Consider the following 15,570-nt stretch of genomic DNA (forward strand, 5'->3'; position numbering starts at 1 on the left):
TCAACGATCAGCCAACAGGAGACCTTCAATGCAGATCAACCAGCTCGAACGCACCTACCGCTACGATGGCATCGACTTGCCGGTCCCGCCCCATCTCGCGGGCGATCCTCGTGCGCTCCGCGCCTACCATGCGACCCTCTACCCGGCGATCCTCAATGCCGAGATGGCCGACGCCGGCGTGATCGGCGGCGCGCACGTGACCGAATATCGCCGCGCGGTCGGCACCAAGGGCTGACCATGGGCCGCCGCAAGTCCGCGCCCATACCGCCCGCACCCCGAAAAACCCTGCTCGAATGGATCGAATGCGATGATGGCGACACTCCCGGAACCCAGCTCCCCGCCTGCAGCCTCAAGGCCCAAGCGCTCCACGCGCGGATCGGCACAAATCCAACCCTGGCGGGGCCTGGTATCTCCGAACCAATGCGCGCGCCGAGAGGCCTTGCACTCCCGCCGCTCGGCTGACCTTGCCGGGCGGTCACCCGCGGTTTCGAGGGACATTCCGGTCCTCTTCGATTGTCCGCTGGCGCCCCACCACAAGTTGATCGGTCAATGGGTCGCGGCGCGCACTCCGGGCTCACAAAGCCTCACCCGCCCAGAAGCGCGGCGCCATATCGAACGGGTCTTCAGCGAGGCGGTTCACGATGTCCTCGGCGCAATCGACATGGTGGACCTGCGCACGGTCGTTCTCCACGGGCACGATCACGGACCGCCGGCAATCGCAATCATCTGCGATAGTCTCGGCCAGCTCGACCTTGGCTGGATCGAAACCGGGGATGCACCCATCCGCTGGCGCGCCGCGATCTACAAGGCACTGGGAGAGACATTGCGCCGCGCCCTGCCGATCTTCGGATACGACGACCTCTTCGAAGAAGTGTCGATGTACTACTGGGAAGGCGAGACCGACGACGAATCCGCCCGTCAGTCCATGATCGACATGTACGGTCCGGACGAGATCGAAAATAGCGAAATGACCCTGCCGTCGACCATGAACGCACGGCGTCCCGAATGGATGATCTCAGCCAATGCCGCGCGTCCCTCGCGGCTCCCGGCCCGATTGCGCCAACTGCTGAGCGAACTGCACGATGCCCACGACGCACTCGCACAGAGCCCGCGGGAATTGAATGCCTGGGACTACGATATCGAGACGGTCTTCGAATATGTTCCCGGCATCGAGGAATGCGCGACCCTGCCGCCGCTGACCCTCGTTCCCTTCGACCAGTTCGCGCGTGAACTCGACGATGTCGGCCGCCACGGCATGGAAATGGGCTTCATGGACTTTTGCGGCCTGTGCCCGCTGCCCGACGCCGACCGCATCGACAACTGGTTTGCCACATTGCGCGCCGGCGCCCGCTTCCTCGCCTGCGCCCAGGCCCTGCTCCAGTTCGACCCGGCAAGAAAGTGAGCCCGTCATGCCCGATTATTCGACCCATTTCGAAGCCGTCGACGGCAGTCTCGTCCTCGCGAACGCGATCCTGCTCTACCGCAGCGATGCGCGCGGCATGTCCCGTTCCTCCGGCCATGACAGCTTTGCCTTTGCCAGCATGCACGCGGTCAAGCTCGATGATGAGGAGCGCCCGACCATCGAAGCAGGCACGCCGCTGACCCGCGCGCATCTGCGCCAGTGGTCCGAAGCACTCGGCCGCACGACTACCCCCCAGCTCCTGCCCGATAACATGCTGGTCGCACATCCCGATCTTCTCGTCTGGTGGATACCCGAGCAGGTGCGACCCGCCTATTTCGCCTTGTCATCCCCGCCGGACGACCTGCGCCTGCTCGGCGAGCGGATCATCGTGCCCGTCCCCTATCCGGCGCATCTGTTCGTCGCGACCCGCTCCGGCCTCGGCATTTTCGCGCTTCCGGCAAATCAGCGACCCGGCGTGGACACCAGGCTGCTCCATTCCCCGATTCTCAACGTCTTTGTCGAAGGGCATCTTTGCTGGGGCAGCATCGCACGACCCAAGGAGCTTACCATTGCCTCCATCCCGCAATTCGAAAGCGCAGTGTTCGATAGCTGGTCGACGCATCCTAACCCCGGCCAGGAGTTCACGATAAAAGGGAAGGGCGGACTGATCGCTCTCTGGGATGACCTTGCGGCGCGGCGCGCACGCCGGTTCCCGGTGAGCCGCCTCAAGCCTTTTATCGCAGGCGCCCGCAAGACTGCTGCGCAGAAACAGCGCCCGGCGGCTGGCGATGCAATGACCCTCGGGCGGCTGATTGCCGCGCTCACCCGGAGATGAATATGCTCACCGACGATCCGACAGATGCGGCAGTGCTCGCCGCCGTGCCCTGCTACCCGGTTCCACCGTCCGGGCGCTCGCCCGCGATCGATGCCCTTCGCACCGCGCGCGGCGGTCACGGTATCGCCATCGGATGCGACAATGTCATGCTCATCCTGCGCCGCCCCTGGCTCGCGCTCGATGTGCCGATCACCGCGTCGATCGCCGCCTATCTGCCCTATGGCGCTGCAGGACCGTCAAGGGCCGACCTGCTCTGCGGGCTCATCCCACATGAGCATCGCGCGGCGATGCTCGATCACTTCCGGGCCGCCTTACCCAATGAGGCCGCTGCGTTCATCGTCTGGGACGAAGCAACCCGGGAGTTCTCACTGATCTTTCCGACAATCGACGAAGCGACGCCCTCGCGCCTCATCTACCGCACCCCGGTTCTTCCGCCGGGTTGCCACATGATCTGCGACGCACATAGCCACGCGCGCGCCCGCGCGTTCTTCAGCGCCACCGACGATGCCGACGACGCCGATGCAACCAAGCTCGCGCTCGTCTTTGGCAGGATCGACGATCCGACCGGACCGGAAATGGTCTCACGTCTGTGCGCCGGCGGAATGTTTCTCCCCCTGCCACGCAGTCCGTTCACAGGAGATCACCATGCAAACTGACCTGCCGCGTCGGCACTACATGCCCGCCGCCTTCAACAACCAACCGATCAGGATCCTGCTTGTCGGCTGCGGCGCGTCAGGCTCGCAGATGCTCATGGGGCTGGCAGGCCTCGATATAGCCTTGCGCGCCATCAGCTCTCGCTCGCTCGACGTTACGACCGTTGACGATGACATTGTCAGCGAAGCCAATCTCGGCCGCCAGCCCTTCTACCACGGCGATATCGGACATTCGAAGGCCCGCACCCTTACCGAGCGAATCAATCTGGCACATGGGCTGGACTGGAAGGCCGTCCATGGTCGCGCGCCTGGCACCATCAGGCCGGAAGCCGCCGAGATGCTCATTACCTGTGTCGACACGGCATCCGCTCGACGCGCGATCGGTGCCGCGATCGAGGATGAGCGCAACAGACCTACCTACTGGATGGATCTCGGCAACCGCGCGAATGACGGGCAATTTATCATCGGCTGCCCAGCGTCGGTGGGGGGCGACGATGGCTCGCGCCTGCCGACTGTTCTCGAGGCTTTTCCGGAACTCAGGGACGAAAGCCTGCCCGACGACGATTCCCCGTCCTGCTCGGTCGCCGAAGCGCTCGAACGGCAGTCGCTTTTCGTAAACCGCGTCGTTGCAAGCCACGCGCTCGCGCTTCTGTTCGACCTCCTCGGCCGCGGGTCCATTGGTCACGCCGGCGGGTTCATCAATCTCAGCACCGGGCAGTCCGTACAGATCCCATTACCAGATCCGCGATGACACGACCTGCCGGTTCGAATCCGATCAGCCAAAACTTGCAAAAATTGCCATATTTACTATTTTGGGGGCATCATCTGGTTGAAGAGAGTCCCATGGCCGATCCCGCTATCGCCACACCGCCGAAAAAGAAGGTTCCGCTGACTACCTTCCACAACCACACGGGACAGTATCTTGATCTCGGGCGCCGGACACCTGTCACGATCACCAAGCATGGAAGGCCAGACATCACCTTGGCCGAAGCGTCCTACTTCGAGCGGCTAGAGCGAATTGCAGCAGGTCAAATTCTCTCGGTCCTGGATCTGGTTGCCGTCGCCGCCGCCGATATGACCAGTGAGCACGCCGCCATCTTCGAAGCGGCCCGTCCGACGAGTGAGGAAATCGCGGCAGATCGTTGGAACGATGACCCCGCTTCCTAAAGTCGGTGACATACTCCACTACGTCTACCTCTTCACCCACGAACAGCAAGCTGGTCGCGATGAAGGCGTCAAAACGCGCCCTGTCATGGTTATCGCTACCCAGGGGCAACGGGTATTTACAGTCGCGATCACCACGAAGGCCGACCGGCAAACCTCAACCCTGGCAATACCCGATCAGGTAGCGGACGCTGCGGGGATCTCCCGCGGCACATCAGTCGTCGTCGACCAGTATAATCACTTCACCTGGATAGGCTTCGATATCCGGCCAGTGTCACCGGAACCTTCCTATATTGCCGGTCGCATGCCTCCGGGCTTCACCAATACGGTTATTTCTGCTCTCAAAGCCAACGCGACAGGTATCGACCGAGACTGAATCCTTACAGTGTTCACGCGTAGGCGTCCGCACTCGCGGTGATCGACACATGCACATCAGCCGACTCGAACCGTCCTCAGGCCCAGCGGGCCGCGAGAGGGTAGGGGGAGGGGCAATGGTGATCCAAGGGAGATCACCATCATGCTCACCACACGCAGCCAGCGCTGGCGCGACCGGCGCTGCCACTGGATACCGGATGCGACGGAAATTGATCCGAAGCAGCTCGCCGTCGATATCATAAGCACCAGGAATCAGGCGGCCCCGTTCGTGCGGGCGCATCACTACACCGCCTCGATGCCGGTCGCGCGTCTATCGGTCGGCCTTTTCGCTAATGGCGCAGGCGGCCGCGCGACACTGGTCGGCGTCTGCGTCTTCTCGCACCCGGTCAACAATGCCAGCGTTCCCAAGAGCGCGGGCCTAACCGATCCTCGCACCGCATGCGACCTGGGACGCCTGGTCATAGACGATTCCCAGGGCGGAAATGCCGAGACATTCCTGATCGCCCGCGCGTTTCGGCTCCTGCGCCGCGAGAAGCCCGAAATCCTCTCCGTGATCTCCTATGCCGATCCGGTCCGGCGCGTCGATCCCGATGGGCAGGTAATACTGCCTGGACATTGCGGCCTCATTTATCGCGCCGCAAACAGCCAATATTCCGGCAGATCGAGCCCCCGCACCGACCTCATCCTGCCCGATGGTCAGCCGATCTCCTCACGCGCCCTGTCCAAGATTCGCAACGCCGAATGCGGACAGCGCTATGCGATCGACGCTCTCCTCAGCGCCGGCGCACGCCCGCCCAATTTTGGCGAGGATCGTGCGGACTGGCTCGCCGATCTCGAGCGCACCGGCTTCCTGCGCAGACGGCGTCATCCCGGATGCCACACCTATCTCTTTCCCCTCACGAAGGCCGCACGGATCGCCGCGCGCAAGGTTCCCAGTCTCCCATATCCCGTGCTCGATCGCAGTGCGACGCAGGGCGATGTGACCGCCTTGCCGCTGCTGCAGCATGCGGTCTGAGCGCGCGCGCAAGGACCATTCGACATGACCGAGACCTTCGATCCCGCCGATGCGGCCTGCTGGATAGCGCGTGGCCGTCCTCCCCATCACGCCCATGCCATAGCAGACGCCTGGCGCACCTTTCCCGACCTTCCGATCGGGACTCCGCTCGAAGCGCGCATGGTGCGCACCCGCGAACGCACCGCAATGCTAAAGCCTCTCCATGAGCAGATAGCCCAGGAAGGCGAACAGCGCCGTCAGGCGACAAATTTCGCCTTTGTTGAGCGTAAAGTTGCTGAGGGCAGCACCGACAGCCGCGATGCCGGAATTCTCTACGCCCGCAATGTCCACGGCTATGACTGGGACGACGCGGTAGCCTGGGCATACGGCAATTATGCGGCCAGGGCAGGCTGGGAGGCCCGGCCACCGTCGCGTACGCGCCTGGGCGAACCCGACCGGCGGCGCGGCGCCTACAATCAGGGCTTTCTCGACGGGGGCGGGCAACCCGATGACATTTTCGACGTGGCCCGACGGTCCCTCACCGCGGTCACCCCCGCACCTGCCAAGGTCGCCAGCCCGTCGTCCTCACGTCCGCTTCCCAGCCAATGGCCGTCCCCGGCCGATCTGCCCGCTCCCGCATCCTGGCATCGGCGCCTGCTCATCCTCGGCGCGAGCGAATACAGCGCCGGTACGCTCGGCATCCTCGCTATGCTCCATGAGCGGCCGGGCCATGAGGAAACCACAATCTGCCTGATCGCCGCCGAGAGAGGCCTCTATCTCCTCTCCGAGGCAAATGGGATAGCCTCTGGTGATGACAAAGCCTTGCGCGACTATCTGTGGCAGCGCGACTATACCGACATAGTCGCGATCGCCAGCGAAGCCGAGTTTGCCCGGCTCGATGCCGCCGCACCCATCCTGCCGCTTGTCCGGACAATGGAGCGCACGCGCAACTCCTTGCTCCAGCAGCGTGCCCAGTTTCGTCTCTGGATTGCCCGTGGCCGCGCTCCCGGTGAGCAGTTCGCCGCTGGCCATATTCGCTGGAGCAAGATGGCCGCAGGGCGGCTTTGTTGCATAACGCGTGACAGGCGTAAAATTATGATTACTTGTAATTATTATGCGACCCGTACGGTGTTGGGCGTTCCGATTTGCGAGAAGCGATTGAGGATTGCAGCACGGACTTTGAGCTCGGTTATCTGACGCTCAAAGGTGCGCGCGGCGACGCGCGGACCGAGCAACTTGAAGCAGTGCATCTTGGTCTCGACCAGGCTGCGTCGATGGTAGCCGCTCCATTTCTTCCAAATTGCCCTGCCCAGGCGTTTCATCGCGCGCAACGTCTCGTTGCGGGCCTCGACGCCGGGGCCGTCCTCGGTCCATGCCTTGCCGTTGCGGCGAACCGGGATGACCGGGTCGGCACCGCGCGCATCGATGGCCGCGTGGCAACCTCTGGTGTCATAGGCACCGTCGCCGCCGACGGTGACAATGGTCTCATCCTCGGGGATCTGCGCCAACAGATCGGGCAGCGTCTGGCCATCGCCGACGGCATTGCTTGTGACCTCGATCGCTCGGATATCGAAGGTTTCCGCGTCGATGCCGATGTGCACCTTGCGCCACTGGCGGCGGTAAGAAACGCCGTGTTTCCTCGCTTTCCATTCCCCCTCACCGATCATCTTGATCCCGGTGCTGTCGACCAGCAGGTGCAGGCCTCCCGCGCTGGCGCGCGCGCCCAGATCAACCGACAAACTCTTCTGGCGCCGGCACAGCGTCGTATAATCCGGTGCCGGCCAGTCCAGACCCGCCATCCTTAGCAGGCTCTCGACCAGACCCGTCACCTGCCGCAGCGGGAGTTGGAACAACCCTTTCAGCGTCAGGCAGAACTCGATCGCCCGGTCCGAAAACCGCAGCGGCCGACCAGGCCGACCATCGGGCGCCGCAAACCAGTCCATCCCTGGGTCGAACCACACATCCAGCGAGCCTCGCCGCCGGAGCGCTGCATTATATTCGGGCCAATTGGTCGTGCGATACTTCGGCGGGGTCGGTCTGGGCATCCGGCCCATCTATGACATCCGATTCCTCAAGGGAATCCATCACCTTGTTATGCAACAAAGCCCCGCAGGGCTGTCAGGACGCCTTGGCGATTTCACCGTTCGCTACGCCGGGCCGGCGCGACCACGCGGTCACCGCATCATTGTCGAGGACGCCGACGGCATGCCCGCTTCAGGCTATCGGACAGCCCACGGCCGGGCACTCCATCCCGAACTGGTGATCGGCAACAAAAGTCACCTGCGAGCGGCAATGGCGGGGTTGTTGCGCCAATATGCCGCTGCCCTGCGGCTGGGTTGACCAGGCAAAGTGACGTTCACGGCACCCGCGCTTTGTGACGCAAGCAAATCCATACCGCGTGCGGAAGTTGCGCGATCCCGATCAATCCAACCACAGGCTTCGCCCACGCGGGAACGGGCAGAGGGATGTGATGGGGTGAGGCCCAGTATCGAGCCAGCTTCTCCGGCCTCAATCCCCCATTACTGGCCGCCACCGCGCTGGCCGATCCCCAGGAGACCGACATGGCCACCACCCCACCGTTCACCAAAGTCCTCGATGCCGTCGCGACGCACGCAGAGATGTTCGCATTGTTCAATCGCATTCCCGACTGCCATCCGGAGGAGCGGATGTCGGGACGCGCCTATGTCAACCAGTGGTTCGAGATAGAACGCAGTTCCTACGAGATAATGCTCGAAGTGCTACCGCCTCTGTTCATGCGTGCCGGGATGTTCGCCATGTCCGAACTCAAGGCCGGCTTCGTCGGCTCGGTCTTCTTCGACATCAGGATCGATGGCCGCGACCGCTGGTTCCATGGCTATTGCAACCTTGGTGACCCTGCGAGCCCCGACGCTATGCGTGCGGCGATCATCGGGCATGAGCAAGCCAACCTCCGGGCTCTGACCCGTGACGAAAAGCTCGAACTGATCTGGTCGCGCACCCATGCCGATTTCCGCGGGCTGGCAGGCCAGTTCGATCCCGAAGCCTGGCCCGCCGAGCAACGCGGCCAGCGTACCATATTGGTCTACGAGCCCGGAAGCGGGACGGTCCTCAAACTCCTCAACGACCTGAGCGATAACGAAATCGCCGAACGGCTTCCGCGCGATCGGACGATCTAGCGACGCCCCGAGCCGACGACATCCGATCCAACCGGTTGGCGACGCCGCCAACCCCATATTCGGGAACTCCTCCTCCATTCACACCAGCTTGCACCCTGACAACGCGGAGCAAGCTCCGCGCTGACCGGGAAGGGGAGGGGGCGAGGAACGGGTGCTTGCCATTGGAGCATCACAGGAGTTCCTCATGAAAATCGAATTGCGACGTATCTCCCACAGTGCCGCCCTGTCCCAGGAAACAACCGCCTATCGCGCAGAAATCTGGATCGACGGCGAACTGGCTTTCCACGCCCACAATCAGGGACATGGTTCCGCCGACTTCTTCGACAAGGTCGGTCGCTGGGACGAGTCCGAAGTCCAAGCATGGCTCAAGGTCAATCGGCCGCCGCGTGCACTGGGCGACACCACGATCGATCATGATCTCGAATGGGAAGTCAGCGATCTGCTTACCCATGCCCTCGAAGGGCGACGGCTCAAACGCCTGCTGCGCACCAATCTGGTCACGATCGAGAACGACCAGATCTTCCAGTATCCCCTCCGCAAGCGGCCGCTCGCAACCATCGCAGGCGCCGTGCTCGCCACCAATCCCGATGCCGTCATCGTCAACGGTGCGGCCGACGATGTCTTCGAACGCGCCCTCGATCTCCTGATCTCCAGCCATTGATCGACCAGGTCTGGCATCCGGCCTGACGACAACCTTGCGATGCCAATCATGCGGTCCGGACCGCCCGCTGGCGACCATCGCCTTCTCACCATCGCCTGAAAGGACGCCTCCATGCGAAACAGTGCATCCGCGCTGACGCTCCAGCTGTGCCTGGACTTCGACCAGCCCATCAAACCCGCTCCTGAGCCGCCGAAAGCCAGCCTTGTTCTCACCGACCTGTTCGACGTCACGGCAAAGCCGCCCGCCGCGCCGCCTGTCGATTTCTCCTACGCCGGCGGTCGGACGCTCGCCCCATCGTGGAAAGGCCGTGCGCACGACAATATCGAAGCCATCCGCCTTCTGAACCTACTCGACCGTGAAGGGCGCGGTGCTATACCTGCGGAGCAGGAAGCAATCGCCAAATTCATCGGCTTCGGCGCGTCCGAACTTGCCAACAACATCTTCGCCCGCCGCGGCGATGAATACCGACAGGGTTGGGAGGAACTGGGGCAGAGCCTTGTCGCCGAGACCAGCGATGCCGAGCTTTCCTCGCTCAAGCGCGCCACGCAATACGCACACTATACGCCTGAATATATCATCCGGGCCATGTGGGAGGCTGCCCGCATTCTCGGCTTCACCGGCGGCCAAATCCTCGAACCTGGTTGCGGCAGCGGCCTGTTCATGGGTCTGCGACCGGACTTCCTCTCCAGCGACACGCTGTTCGTCGGCATCGAGAACGATCCCATCAGCGCGCGCGTCGCCAGCGCCCTCTATCCCTTCCAGCTCATCCGCTGCATCGATTTCGACAAGGCATCACTGCCGGGCGATTTCGATCTCGCGATCGGCAATCCGCCCTTTTCGAACGTTACCGTCCAGAACCGCACTCCCCTCGGCCGGATGGGGTTCTCGCTCCACGATTACTTCATCGCCCGCTCGATCGAGCAACTGCGCCCCGGCGGCATCGCCATGTTCGTCACCTCGCGATACTCGCTCGACAAGAGCGATCCCGCAGCACGCCAGCATATCGATACGATGGCCGATTTCCTCGGAGCGGTGCGCCTGCCGGGGAAAGCCATGCGCGAGGAGGCAGGCACAGACGTCGTCGTTGATATCCTACTCTTCCAGAAGCATCAGCCTGATGCCTCACGCCCCCGGCGCGACTGGCTCGACCTTGCCGAAATTCCCGACAGTGATGAAGGAAGCGGTCCGCTTCGGATCAACCAGTATTTCCTCGATCATCCCGACCATGTGCTCGGCGTACACGAATGGCGTAGCGGCCAATATGGCATGGAATATGGCTGCGCGACCGCGCCGGGCGCCGACATACCTACCATGCTCACAGCGACGCTGACCGGGATCGCGACCGCTGAAGCCGACTCCTTCCGTCCGATAGAGCGCACGACTTCGCTTCGCGACCGCATCGATGTCTCGCTCGACCTCTCGGTCGGGACCGCGGCCGACGAAGCCGACTTCAAGGAGGGCAGCTATCTCGTCTCTGGTGGGGCGCTGCACCAGATCGTCGATGGCATCCCGGTGACCGTCGCGGTCAAATCGGGGCGGGGGGAGCCTGGCATCTTCGCCAAGCACGCCAACATCATCCGTGCGCTCGTACCGATCCGCGACACCGTCCGGGCGATCCTGCGCGCCCAACTCAATGACGAGCCCTATGCCATCCTGCAGGAGAGGCTGCTTACGCACTATCGGGCATTCACGAAGAAGAACGGCCCGATCAACCGCACCGTCACCACGGTCCGCACCGACCCGGACACGGGAGCGGAGAAAGAATATCAGCGGCGCCCCAATCTTCAGCCCTTCCTCGACGACCCCGACGTCTGGCTTGTCGCCTCGATCGAAACCTATGACGAGGCCAATGACGTCGGCGCCCCCGGTCCCATTTTCACCGAACGGGTGGTCAAGCCCCCCATTACTCATGAAATCCACTCCGCCCAGGACGCCCTCGCACTTTCCCTCCATGAACGCGGCCGTGTCGATATCACGCTGATCGCGCAGCTCCTCGGCACCAGCGAGGCCCAAGCGCTCAGCGACCTTGCCGACGACGTCTATCTCGACCCCATCCGCAGCACCCCGCATTTCAACAACTGGGTTCCCGCGGACGAGGCGCTTTCCGGCCCGGTCCGCACCAAGCTCGCCCTCGCGCGCGAAAAAGCCGATCTCGACCCCCGCTTCCTGGTCACCGCCGCGGCGCTGGAGGACGTCCAGCCGGTCGATCTCAAGCCCAGCGAGATCACCGCGCGCCTCGGCGCACCCTGGATTCCGACCGACGTCATCGAGGCCTTCATCGCTGAAACGATGGAGATCGAAACCCGCATCTTCCACACCGTCAACATCGCCAGCTGGACCGTCGACAAGACCCCCTTCGAAGGCCACGTCAGCTCGACATCGACCTGGGGCACCCCGCGCCGCAGCGCCGCCGACCTGATCGAAGACGCGCTCAACTCCCATATCCCGAAGATCTACGACATCATCCGCGAGGTCGACGGGTCCGAACGGCGAGAACTCAACACAATCGATACCGAGGCCGCCAAGGAAAAGCTGGCAGCCATCAAATCGACCTTCGAGACATGGGTCTGGCAGGAGAGCGATCGCGCCGACCGCCTCGTTCGCCTCTACAACGACGCCTACAACAACCTCGTACCCCGCGCCTTCAACGGCAAGCATCTGAAGCTGCCGGGCGCATCGAGCGCGATCTGGATGCGCGATCACCAGAAGCGCGTCGTCTGGCGGATCGTCGCGGCCGGCTCGACCTATGTCGCGCATTCGGTCGGCGCCGGGAAAACCTTCAGCCTCTGCGCTGCGGTGATGGAGCAGCGGCGGCTGGGCCTCGTGAACAAGCCGATGGTGGCGGTCCCCAACCATTGTCTCGCCCAGATCGCCCGCGAATTCCTGATGCTCTACCCGACTGCGCGGATCCTGGTCGCCGACGACACCAACTTCGTGAAGGAAAAGCGTCAACGCTTCCTGGCGCGCGCCGCCACCGGCAACTGGGACGCGATCATCATCACCCATGACGCCTTCAAGTTCATCCCGACGCCGGCGACGTTCGAGAAGGAGTTCATCGAAGAGCAACTCGCCAGCTATGAGGCGCTGGTCGATAATATCGACAACAACGACCGCGTCTCCCGCAAGCGCGTCGAGCGCCTCAAGGAGGGGCTCCAGCGTCGCCTCGAAAACCTGCGGTCGCGCAAGGACGATCTTGTCCATATCGGCGAAATCGGCATCGACCAGATCATCGTCGATGAAGCCCAGCAGTTCCGCAAGCTGACCTTCGCGACCAACCTCGGCGACCTCAAGGGCGTCGATCCCACCGGATCGCAGCGCGCCTGGGATCTCTATGTCAAATCCCGCTACCTTTCCGGCATCAACCCGGGACGGGAACTGATTCTCTCGTCCGGCACGCCGATCACCAACACGCTCGGCGAAATGTACACGCTGCAACGGTTCATGCAGCATGATGAGCTCTACGCCAAAGGCCTGCACGAATTTGATGCCTGGGCGGCCAATTTCGGCGACACGCGCACCGAACTCGAACTCCAGCCCAGCGGCAGCTACAAGCCGGTCACCCGCTTCTGCGAATTCGTGAACGTCGCCGACCTCATGGCGATGTATCGCACCGTCGCCGATGTCGTTCTGAAGGACGACCTGCGCCAATATGTCCAGCTCCCCACCATTCGGGGCGGCAAACGGCAGATCGTCGTTGCCCAGTCCGGCGAGCCCTTCAAGGCCTATCAGCGGGTGCTCGCCAAACGCATCAAGGCCATCGAATGCCGCAGCGGCCGCCCGCAGAAAGGCGATGACATCATATTGTCGGTCATCACCGACGGCAGGCATTCGGCGATCGACCTGCGCTTCGTCGACGTCGGCATCGGCAATGAAGAGGGCAACAAACTCAATCTCCTGATCGAGAACGTCTACCGCATCTGGCGGGAAACCAGCGAGCACCGCTATACTGACCCGGAAACCGATAAGCCCTATGAGTTGCCCGGCGCGGTGCAGATGATCTTCTCCGATCTCGGCACCGAGGCGGCGATCGAGACGCGGGGCTTCTCCGCCTATGTCTGGATCCGCGACCGGCTGATCGCGATGGGCATCCCCGCCGATCAGATCGCCTTCATGCAGCATTACAAGAAGAACAGCGCCAAGCAGCGCCTGTTCAACGACCTCAACCAGGGTCGCAAGCGCATCGTTCTGGGTTCGACAGCGACCATGGGTACCGGCGTCAACGCGCAGCAGCGGTTGAAAGCCCTGCATCACCTCGATGTGCCGTGGATTCCATCGGATATCGAGCAGCGCGAAGGCCGGATCGAGCGCCAGGGCAACCAGAATGACGAAATCGAACTCTATGGCTATGCCACCAGCGGTTCGATGGACGCGACCAACTGGCAGATGCTCGAACGCAAAGCGCGGTTCATCGCCATGGCCATGTCTGGCGACCGCTCCATCCGCCGCATCGAGGACGTCGGCTCGAATGTCAGTCAGTTCGCGCTGGCCAAAGCCCTCGCGTCCGGTGACGATCGCCTGATGCGCAAGGCCGGTCTCGATGCCGAAGTCGCCCGGCTGGAGCGGCTGCGCGATGCCCATGTCGATGACCAGTTCAATATCCGCAGGATGATCAGGCGCACGATCGACGCGATCGACGAGGGCAGGGCGCGGATCGTCAAACTCGAGCAGGACATCGCCCAGCGTATCCCGACCCGCGAGGAAGAGGTCATCCTCGCCTGCGATGGCCAGATCGTTTCCGATCGCAAGGCCGCCGGCGAACGGATCATCCGCAAAGCCCTCGACCTGCGCAAGAGCGGTGCGGACCGTGTAATCATCGGTTCACTGAGCGGGATCGACCTCAAGGTCACCAGCCATCCTGCACTGAGCGACGACGGCAGGCGCTATCTGCGCATTATGATCGCTCCGGTGCACCACGGGCAGGACCGCGCGTTCGAGATCAGCGAGAAAACCCGCCCGAGCACGGCGCTTGGCCGGCTGGAATCCTCGCTTGCCAATCTCGATACCGACCTAGCCGAGGTGAGGGCATCTCTCGAAGCCAACGAGCGGCGCTTGCCTTCCTTCCAGGCCCGCCTTGGGCAGGATTTCCCCGAAACCGCCCTGCTTGATGAAAAACAGCGTGAACTGGCCGAACTCGAAGCCGAGCTTGCCGCGACCAGGGGCCAGTTCGATGCTGATAATGATGACGAGGTGCTTCCCGAAGGGGATGACGGCGACGAAAGCACATGCGAGGAGCCGGTGCTGGACATGGTCGCCGGCGAGTGAGCCTGGCCGCGTTGGATGGTCCGGCCCGACGCGATCTCAGAGTCGTGACTACCAGTCGAGAGTCAACGCAAATGCCCCGACAATCGCAAGGATCACAGGCGTCCCGGTCAGATAAAGCTTCTGCCAACGCCACCATGTGCCCGGCACGAACATCACAACCGCGCGCACCGATCCCAAGTCGCGCCAGAACCGTTCGCGCCACAGCTGCACCGCCACCATCGTGCCCGACAGAAAGAGCGCCAGCATACAAACAAGAGCGGTCGCCGCATATAGCGCCGTCCAGTTCATGATTTCGGCCTGCGACATCTCTACTTCGCCTTTCGCATCTCAATTCCAAAGACCATGGGTTAAATCGCGAAGCTGCCTATTTCTCCTAGATAGGATGGGAGGCGAGCCATCTCAACAAGCCGGCGTTGATCTCGTTCGCGCAGCATCCGGGGTCCTGCCAACCGATCATCGCCGCTGCCAAACATAGAATCTCGCTTTTTGTCGCCGAGATCCTTTCGCCCGGTGGGCGTCGAGAGAGGAGGGGGAGGGGAAGGGGCGGCAAGGCGGATCGTGCATTGCAGTCCGGCCGTCTGCCCGTCCATCCCGGAGACAGATATGCACAAAACCCCTCAGGCAGGTTCCCGCACCGAGCGCATCGCCATCCTCAACGACCGCTGCCGGCAGGGCCTCGACCGCGGTTCACGCACCGTCATCACCCGAAACTGCCTCGCCCGTCTGACCGGAGACGGCGGCCTCGTCGCCGAACTGCTCGCACAGGCGGCGATCATGGCGGCCGTTCGCGGAGCGAGCTTCGATCGCGATAGTCCGGAACGCGACATGGGCGCGGTCACCGTCGGCGAGGTCAGGATACTTTTCAAGATCGATTACTATGACGAGAATCTCGAATTCGGCTCCGAAAATCCCGCCGACGCGGCAAAAACTACCCGCGTCCTCACCATCATGCTGCCCGAAGACTACTGAGTCCCAATAGCTCGGGCCGACGCCTGAGGCAGGTTTCTCGCAGCTTCAGTCCATCGGGCTGTGGCGCCCAGAGCGCCCCCAATCACTCATAGAAAGGAGC

At 62.9% G+C, this 15,570-nt stretch carries 16 protein-coding genes; 14 read left to right on the forward strand and 2 right to left on the reverse strand.

Features of this window, described 5'->3' with window-relative positions:
- Window positions 1-28 precede the first annotated feature (28 nt).
- The 9 genes from DM450_RS23035 to DM450_RS23080 all read left to right on the forward strand — a co-directional run bounded on the left by DM450_RS23035 (window position 29) and on the right by DM450_RS23080 (window position 6,620).
- Window positions 29-235 (forward strand): PRTRC system protein C, encoded by a 207-nt coding sequence (locus DM450_RS23035; RefSeq protein WP_006954024.1) that lies wholly within the window; start codon window positions 29-31, stop codon window positions 233-235.
- Window positions 236-538: 303 nt separating this feature from the next.
- Window positions 539-1,402: a hypothetical protein gene (locus DM450_RS23045; RefSeq protein ID WP_260610695.1), complete on the forward strand. Its 864-nt coding sequence runs from the start codon at window positions 539-541 to the stop codon at window positions 1,400-1,402.
- Window positions 1,403-1,409: 7 nt separating this feature from the next.
- A complete protein-coding gene (locus DM450_RS23050; RefSeq protein ID WP_142639608.1) occupies window positions 1,410-2,237 on the forward strand; it encodes a PRTRC system protein B in 828 nt (275 codons plus the stop codon).
- Between the two features lie 2 nt (window positions 2,238-2,239).
- Window positions 2,240-2,893 carry a PRTRC system protein A gene (locus tag DM450_RS23055; RefSeq protein WP_142639610.1) on the forward strand — a complete coding sequence of 218 codons (654 nt, stop codon included), beginning with the start codon at window positions 2,240-2,242 and terminating at the stop codon, window positions 2,891-2,893.
- Window positions 2,883-3,641, forward strand: a complete 759-nt coding sequence (locus DM450_RS23060; RefSeq protein ID WP_142639612.1) for a PRTRC system ThiF family protein — start codon at window positions 2,883-2,885, stop codon at window positions 3,639-3,641. Before DM450_RS23055 ends, DM450_RS23060 begins: the two co-directional genes overlap by 11 nt.
- Window positions 3,642-3,733: 92 nt before the next feature.
- Window positions 3,734-4,057 (forward strand): type II toxin-antitoxin system prevent-host-death family antitoxin, encoded by a 324-nt coding sequence (locus tag DM450_RS23065; RefSeq protein ID WP_142639614.1) that lies wholly within the window; start codon window positions 3,734-3,736, stop codon window positions 4,055-4,057.
- Window positions 4,041-4,430, forward strand: a complete 390-nt coding sequence (locus tag DM450_RS25970; RefSeq protein ID WP_185928868.1) for a hypothetical protein — start codon at window positions 4,041-4,043, stop codon at window positions 4,428-4,430. Before DM450_RS23065 ends, DM450_RS25970 begins: the two co-directional genes overlap by 17 nt.
- Window positions 4,431-4,571: 141 nt before the next feature.
- Window positions 4,572-5,444, forward strand: a complete 873-nt coding sequence (locus DM450_RS23075; protein WP_142639616.1) for a hypothetical protein — start codon at window positions 4,572-4,574, stop codon at window positions 5,442-5,444.
- 24 nt (window positions 5,445-5,468) lie between these two features.
- The gene (locus tag DM450_RS23080; protein ID WP_185928869.1) at window positions 5,469-6,620 is read left to right on the forward strand and encodes a hypothetical protein; all 1,152 of its coding nucleotides are present in this window, start codon (window positions 5,469-5,471) and stop codon (window positions 6,618-6,620) included.
- Here the strand turns inward: DM450_RS23080 and DM450_RS23085 are convergent.
- Window positions 6,536-7,468: an IS5 family transposase gene (locus DM450_RS23085; protein ID WP_142637381.1), complete on the reverse strand. Its 933-nt coding sequence runs from the start codon at window positions 7,466-7,468 to the stop codon at window positions 6,536-6,538. The genes DM450_RS23080 and DM450_RS23085 overlap by 85 nt on opposite strands.
- Between DM450_RS23085 and DM450_RS23090 the strand changes: the two genes are divergently transcribed.
- From DM450_RS23090 to DM450_RS23105, 4 genes are all read left to right on the forward strand, one after another.
- A complete protein-coding gene (locus DM450_RS23090; protein WP_260610697.1) occupies window positions 7,437-7,763 on the forward strand; it encodes a hypothetical protein in 327 nt (108 codons plus the stop codon). The two genes, DM450_RS23085 and DM450_RS23090, sit on opposite strands and share 32 nt — an antisense overlap.
- A gap of 221 nt (window positions 7,764-7,984) precedes the next feature.
- A complete protein-coding gene (locus DM450_RS23095) occupies window positions 7,985-8,578 on the forward strand; it encodes a DUF1419 domain-containing protein (RefSeq protein WP_142639618.1) in 594 nt (197 codons plus the stop codon).
- A 184-nt stretch (window positions 8,579-8,762) separates the two neighbouring features.
- Window positions 8,763-9,239: a hypothetical protein gene (locus DM450_RS23100; protein ID WP_142639620.1), complete on the forward strand. Its 477-nt coding sequence runs from the start codon at window positions 8,763-8,765 to the stop codon at window positions 9,237-9,239.
- A 111-nt stretch (window positions 9,240-9,350) separates the two neighbouring features.
- Window positions 9,351-14,501 (forward strand): helicase-related protein, encoded by a 5,151-nt coding sequence (locus DM450_RS23105; RefSeq protein WP_142639622.1) that lies wholly within the window; start codon window positions 9,351-9,353, stop codon window positions 14,499-14,501.
- Between the two features lie 48 nt (window positions 14,502-14,549).
- Here the strand turns inward: DM450_RS23105 and DM450_RS23110 are convergent, their stop codons facing one another.
- A complete protein-coding gene (locus DM450_RS23110) occupies window positions 14,550-14,807 on the reverse strand; it encodes a hypothetical protein (protein WP_006954054.1) in 258 nt (85 codons plus the stop codon).
- 297 nt (window positions 14,808-15,104) lie between these two features.
- On the opposite strand from DM450_RS23110, the gene DM450_RS23115 reads away from it, so the two are divergent.
- Window positions 15,105-15,470, forward strand: coding sequence for a DUF3768 domain-containing protein (locus DM450_RS23115; protein ID WP_142639624.1), 366 nt, complete (start codon window positions 15,105-15,107; stop codon window positions 15,468-15,470).
- Window positions 15,471-15,570 lie beyond the last annotated feature (100 nt).

It is taken from the genome of Sphingomonas sp. IC081 (genome assembly GCF_006874585.1).
Classification (GTDB): domain Bacteria; phylum Pseudomonadota; class Alphaproteobacteria; order Sphingomonadales; family Sphingomonadaceae; genus Novosphingobium.

Bases quoted from the DNA above. Each gene is read 5' to 3' on its own strand.
- DM450_RS23050 (WP_142639608.1), top strand. From the start codon at position 1,410: ATGCCCGATTATTCGACCCATTTCGAAGCCGTCGACGGCAGTCTCGTC.
- DM450_RS23060 (WP_142639612.1), top strand. From the start codon at position 2,883: ATGCAAACTGACCTGCCGCGTCGGCACTACATGCCCGCCGCCTTCAAC.
- DM450_RS23055 (WP_142639610.1), top strand. From the start codon at position 2,240: ATGCTCACCGACGATCCGACAGATGCGGCAGTGCTCGCCGCCGTGCCC.
- DM450_RS23080 (WP_185928869.1), top strand. From the start codon at position 5,469: ATGACCGAGACCTTCGATCCCGCCGATGCGGCCTGCTGGATAGCGCGT.
- DM450_RS23075 (WP_142639616.1), top strand. From the start codon at position 4,572: ATGCTCACCACACGCAGCCAGCGCTGGCGCGACCGGCGCTGCCACTGG.
- DM450_RS23110 (WP_006954054.1), bottom strand. From the start codon at position 14,807: ATGTCGCAGGCCGAAATCATGAACTGGACGGCGCTATATGCGGCGACC.
- DM450_RS23100 (WP_142639620.1), top strand. From the start codon at position 8,763: ATGAAAATCGAATTGCGACGTATCTCCCACAGTGCCGCCCTGTCCCAG.
- DM450_RS23115 (WP_142639624.1), top strand. From the start codon at position 15,105: ATGCACAAAACCCCTCAGGCAGGTTCCCGCACCGAGCGCATCGCCATC.
- DM450_RS23105 (WP_142639622.1), top strand. From the start codon at position 9,351: ATGCGAAACAGTGCATCCGCGCTGACGCTCCAGCTGTGCCTGGACTTC.
- DM450_RS25970 (WP_185928868.1), top strand. From the start codon at position 4,041: ATGACCCCGCTTCCTAAAGTCGGTGACATACTCCACTACGTCTACCTC.
- DM450_RS23065 (WP_142639614.1), top strand. From the start codon at position 3,734: ATGGCCGATCCCGCTATCGCCACACCGCCGAAAAAGAAGGTTCCGCTG.
- DM450_RS23095 (WP_142639618.1), top strand. From the start codon at position 7,985: ATGGCCACCACCCCACCGTTCACCAAAGTCCTCGATGCCGTCGCGACG.
- DM450_RS23085 (WP_142637381.1), bottom strand. From the start codon at position 7,468: ATGCCCAGACCGACCCCGCCGAAGTATCGCACGACCAATTGGCCCGAA.
- DM450_RS23035 (WP_006954024.1), top strand. From the start codon at position 29: ATGCAGATCAACCAGCTCGAACGCACCTACCGCTACGATGGCATCGAC.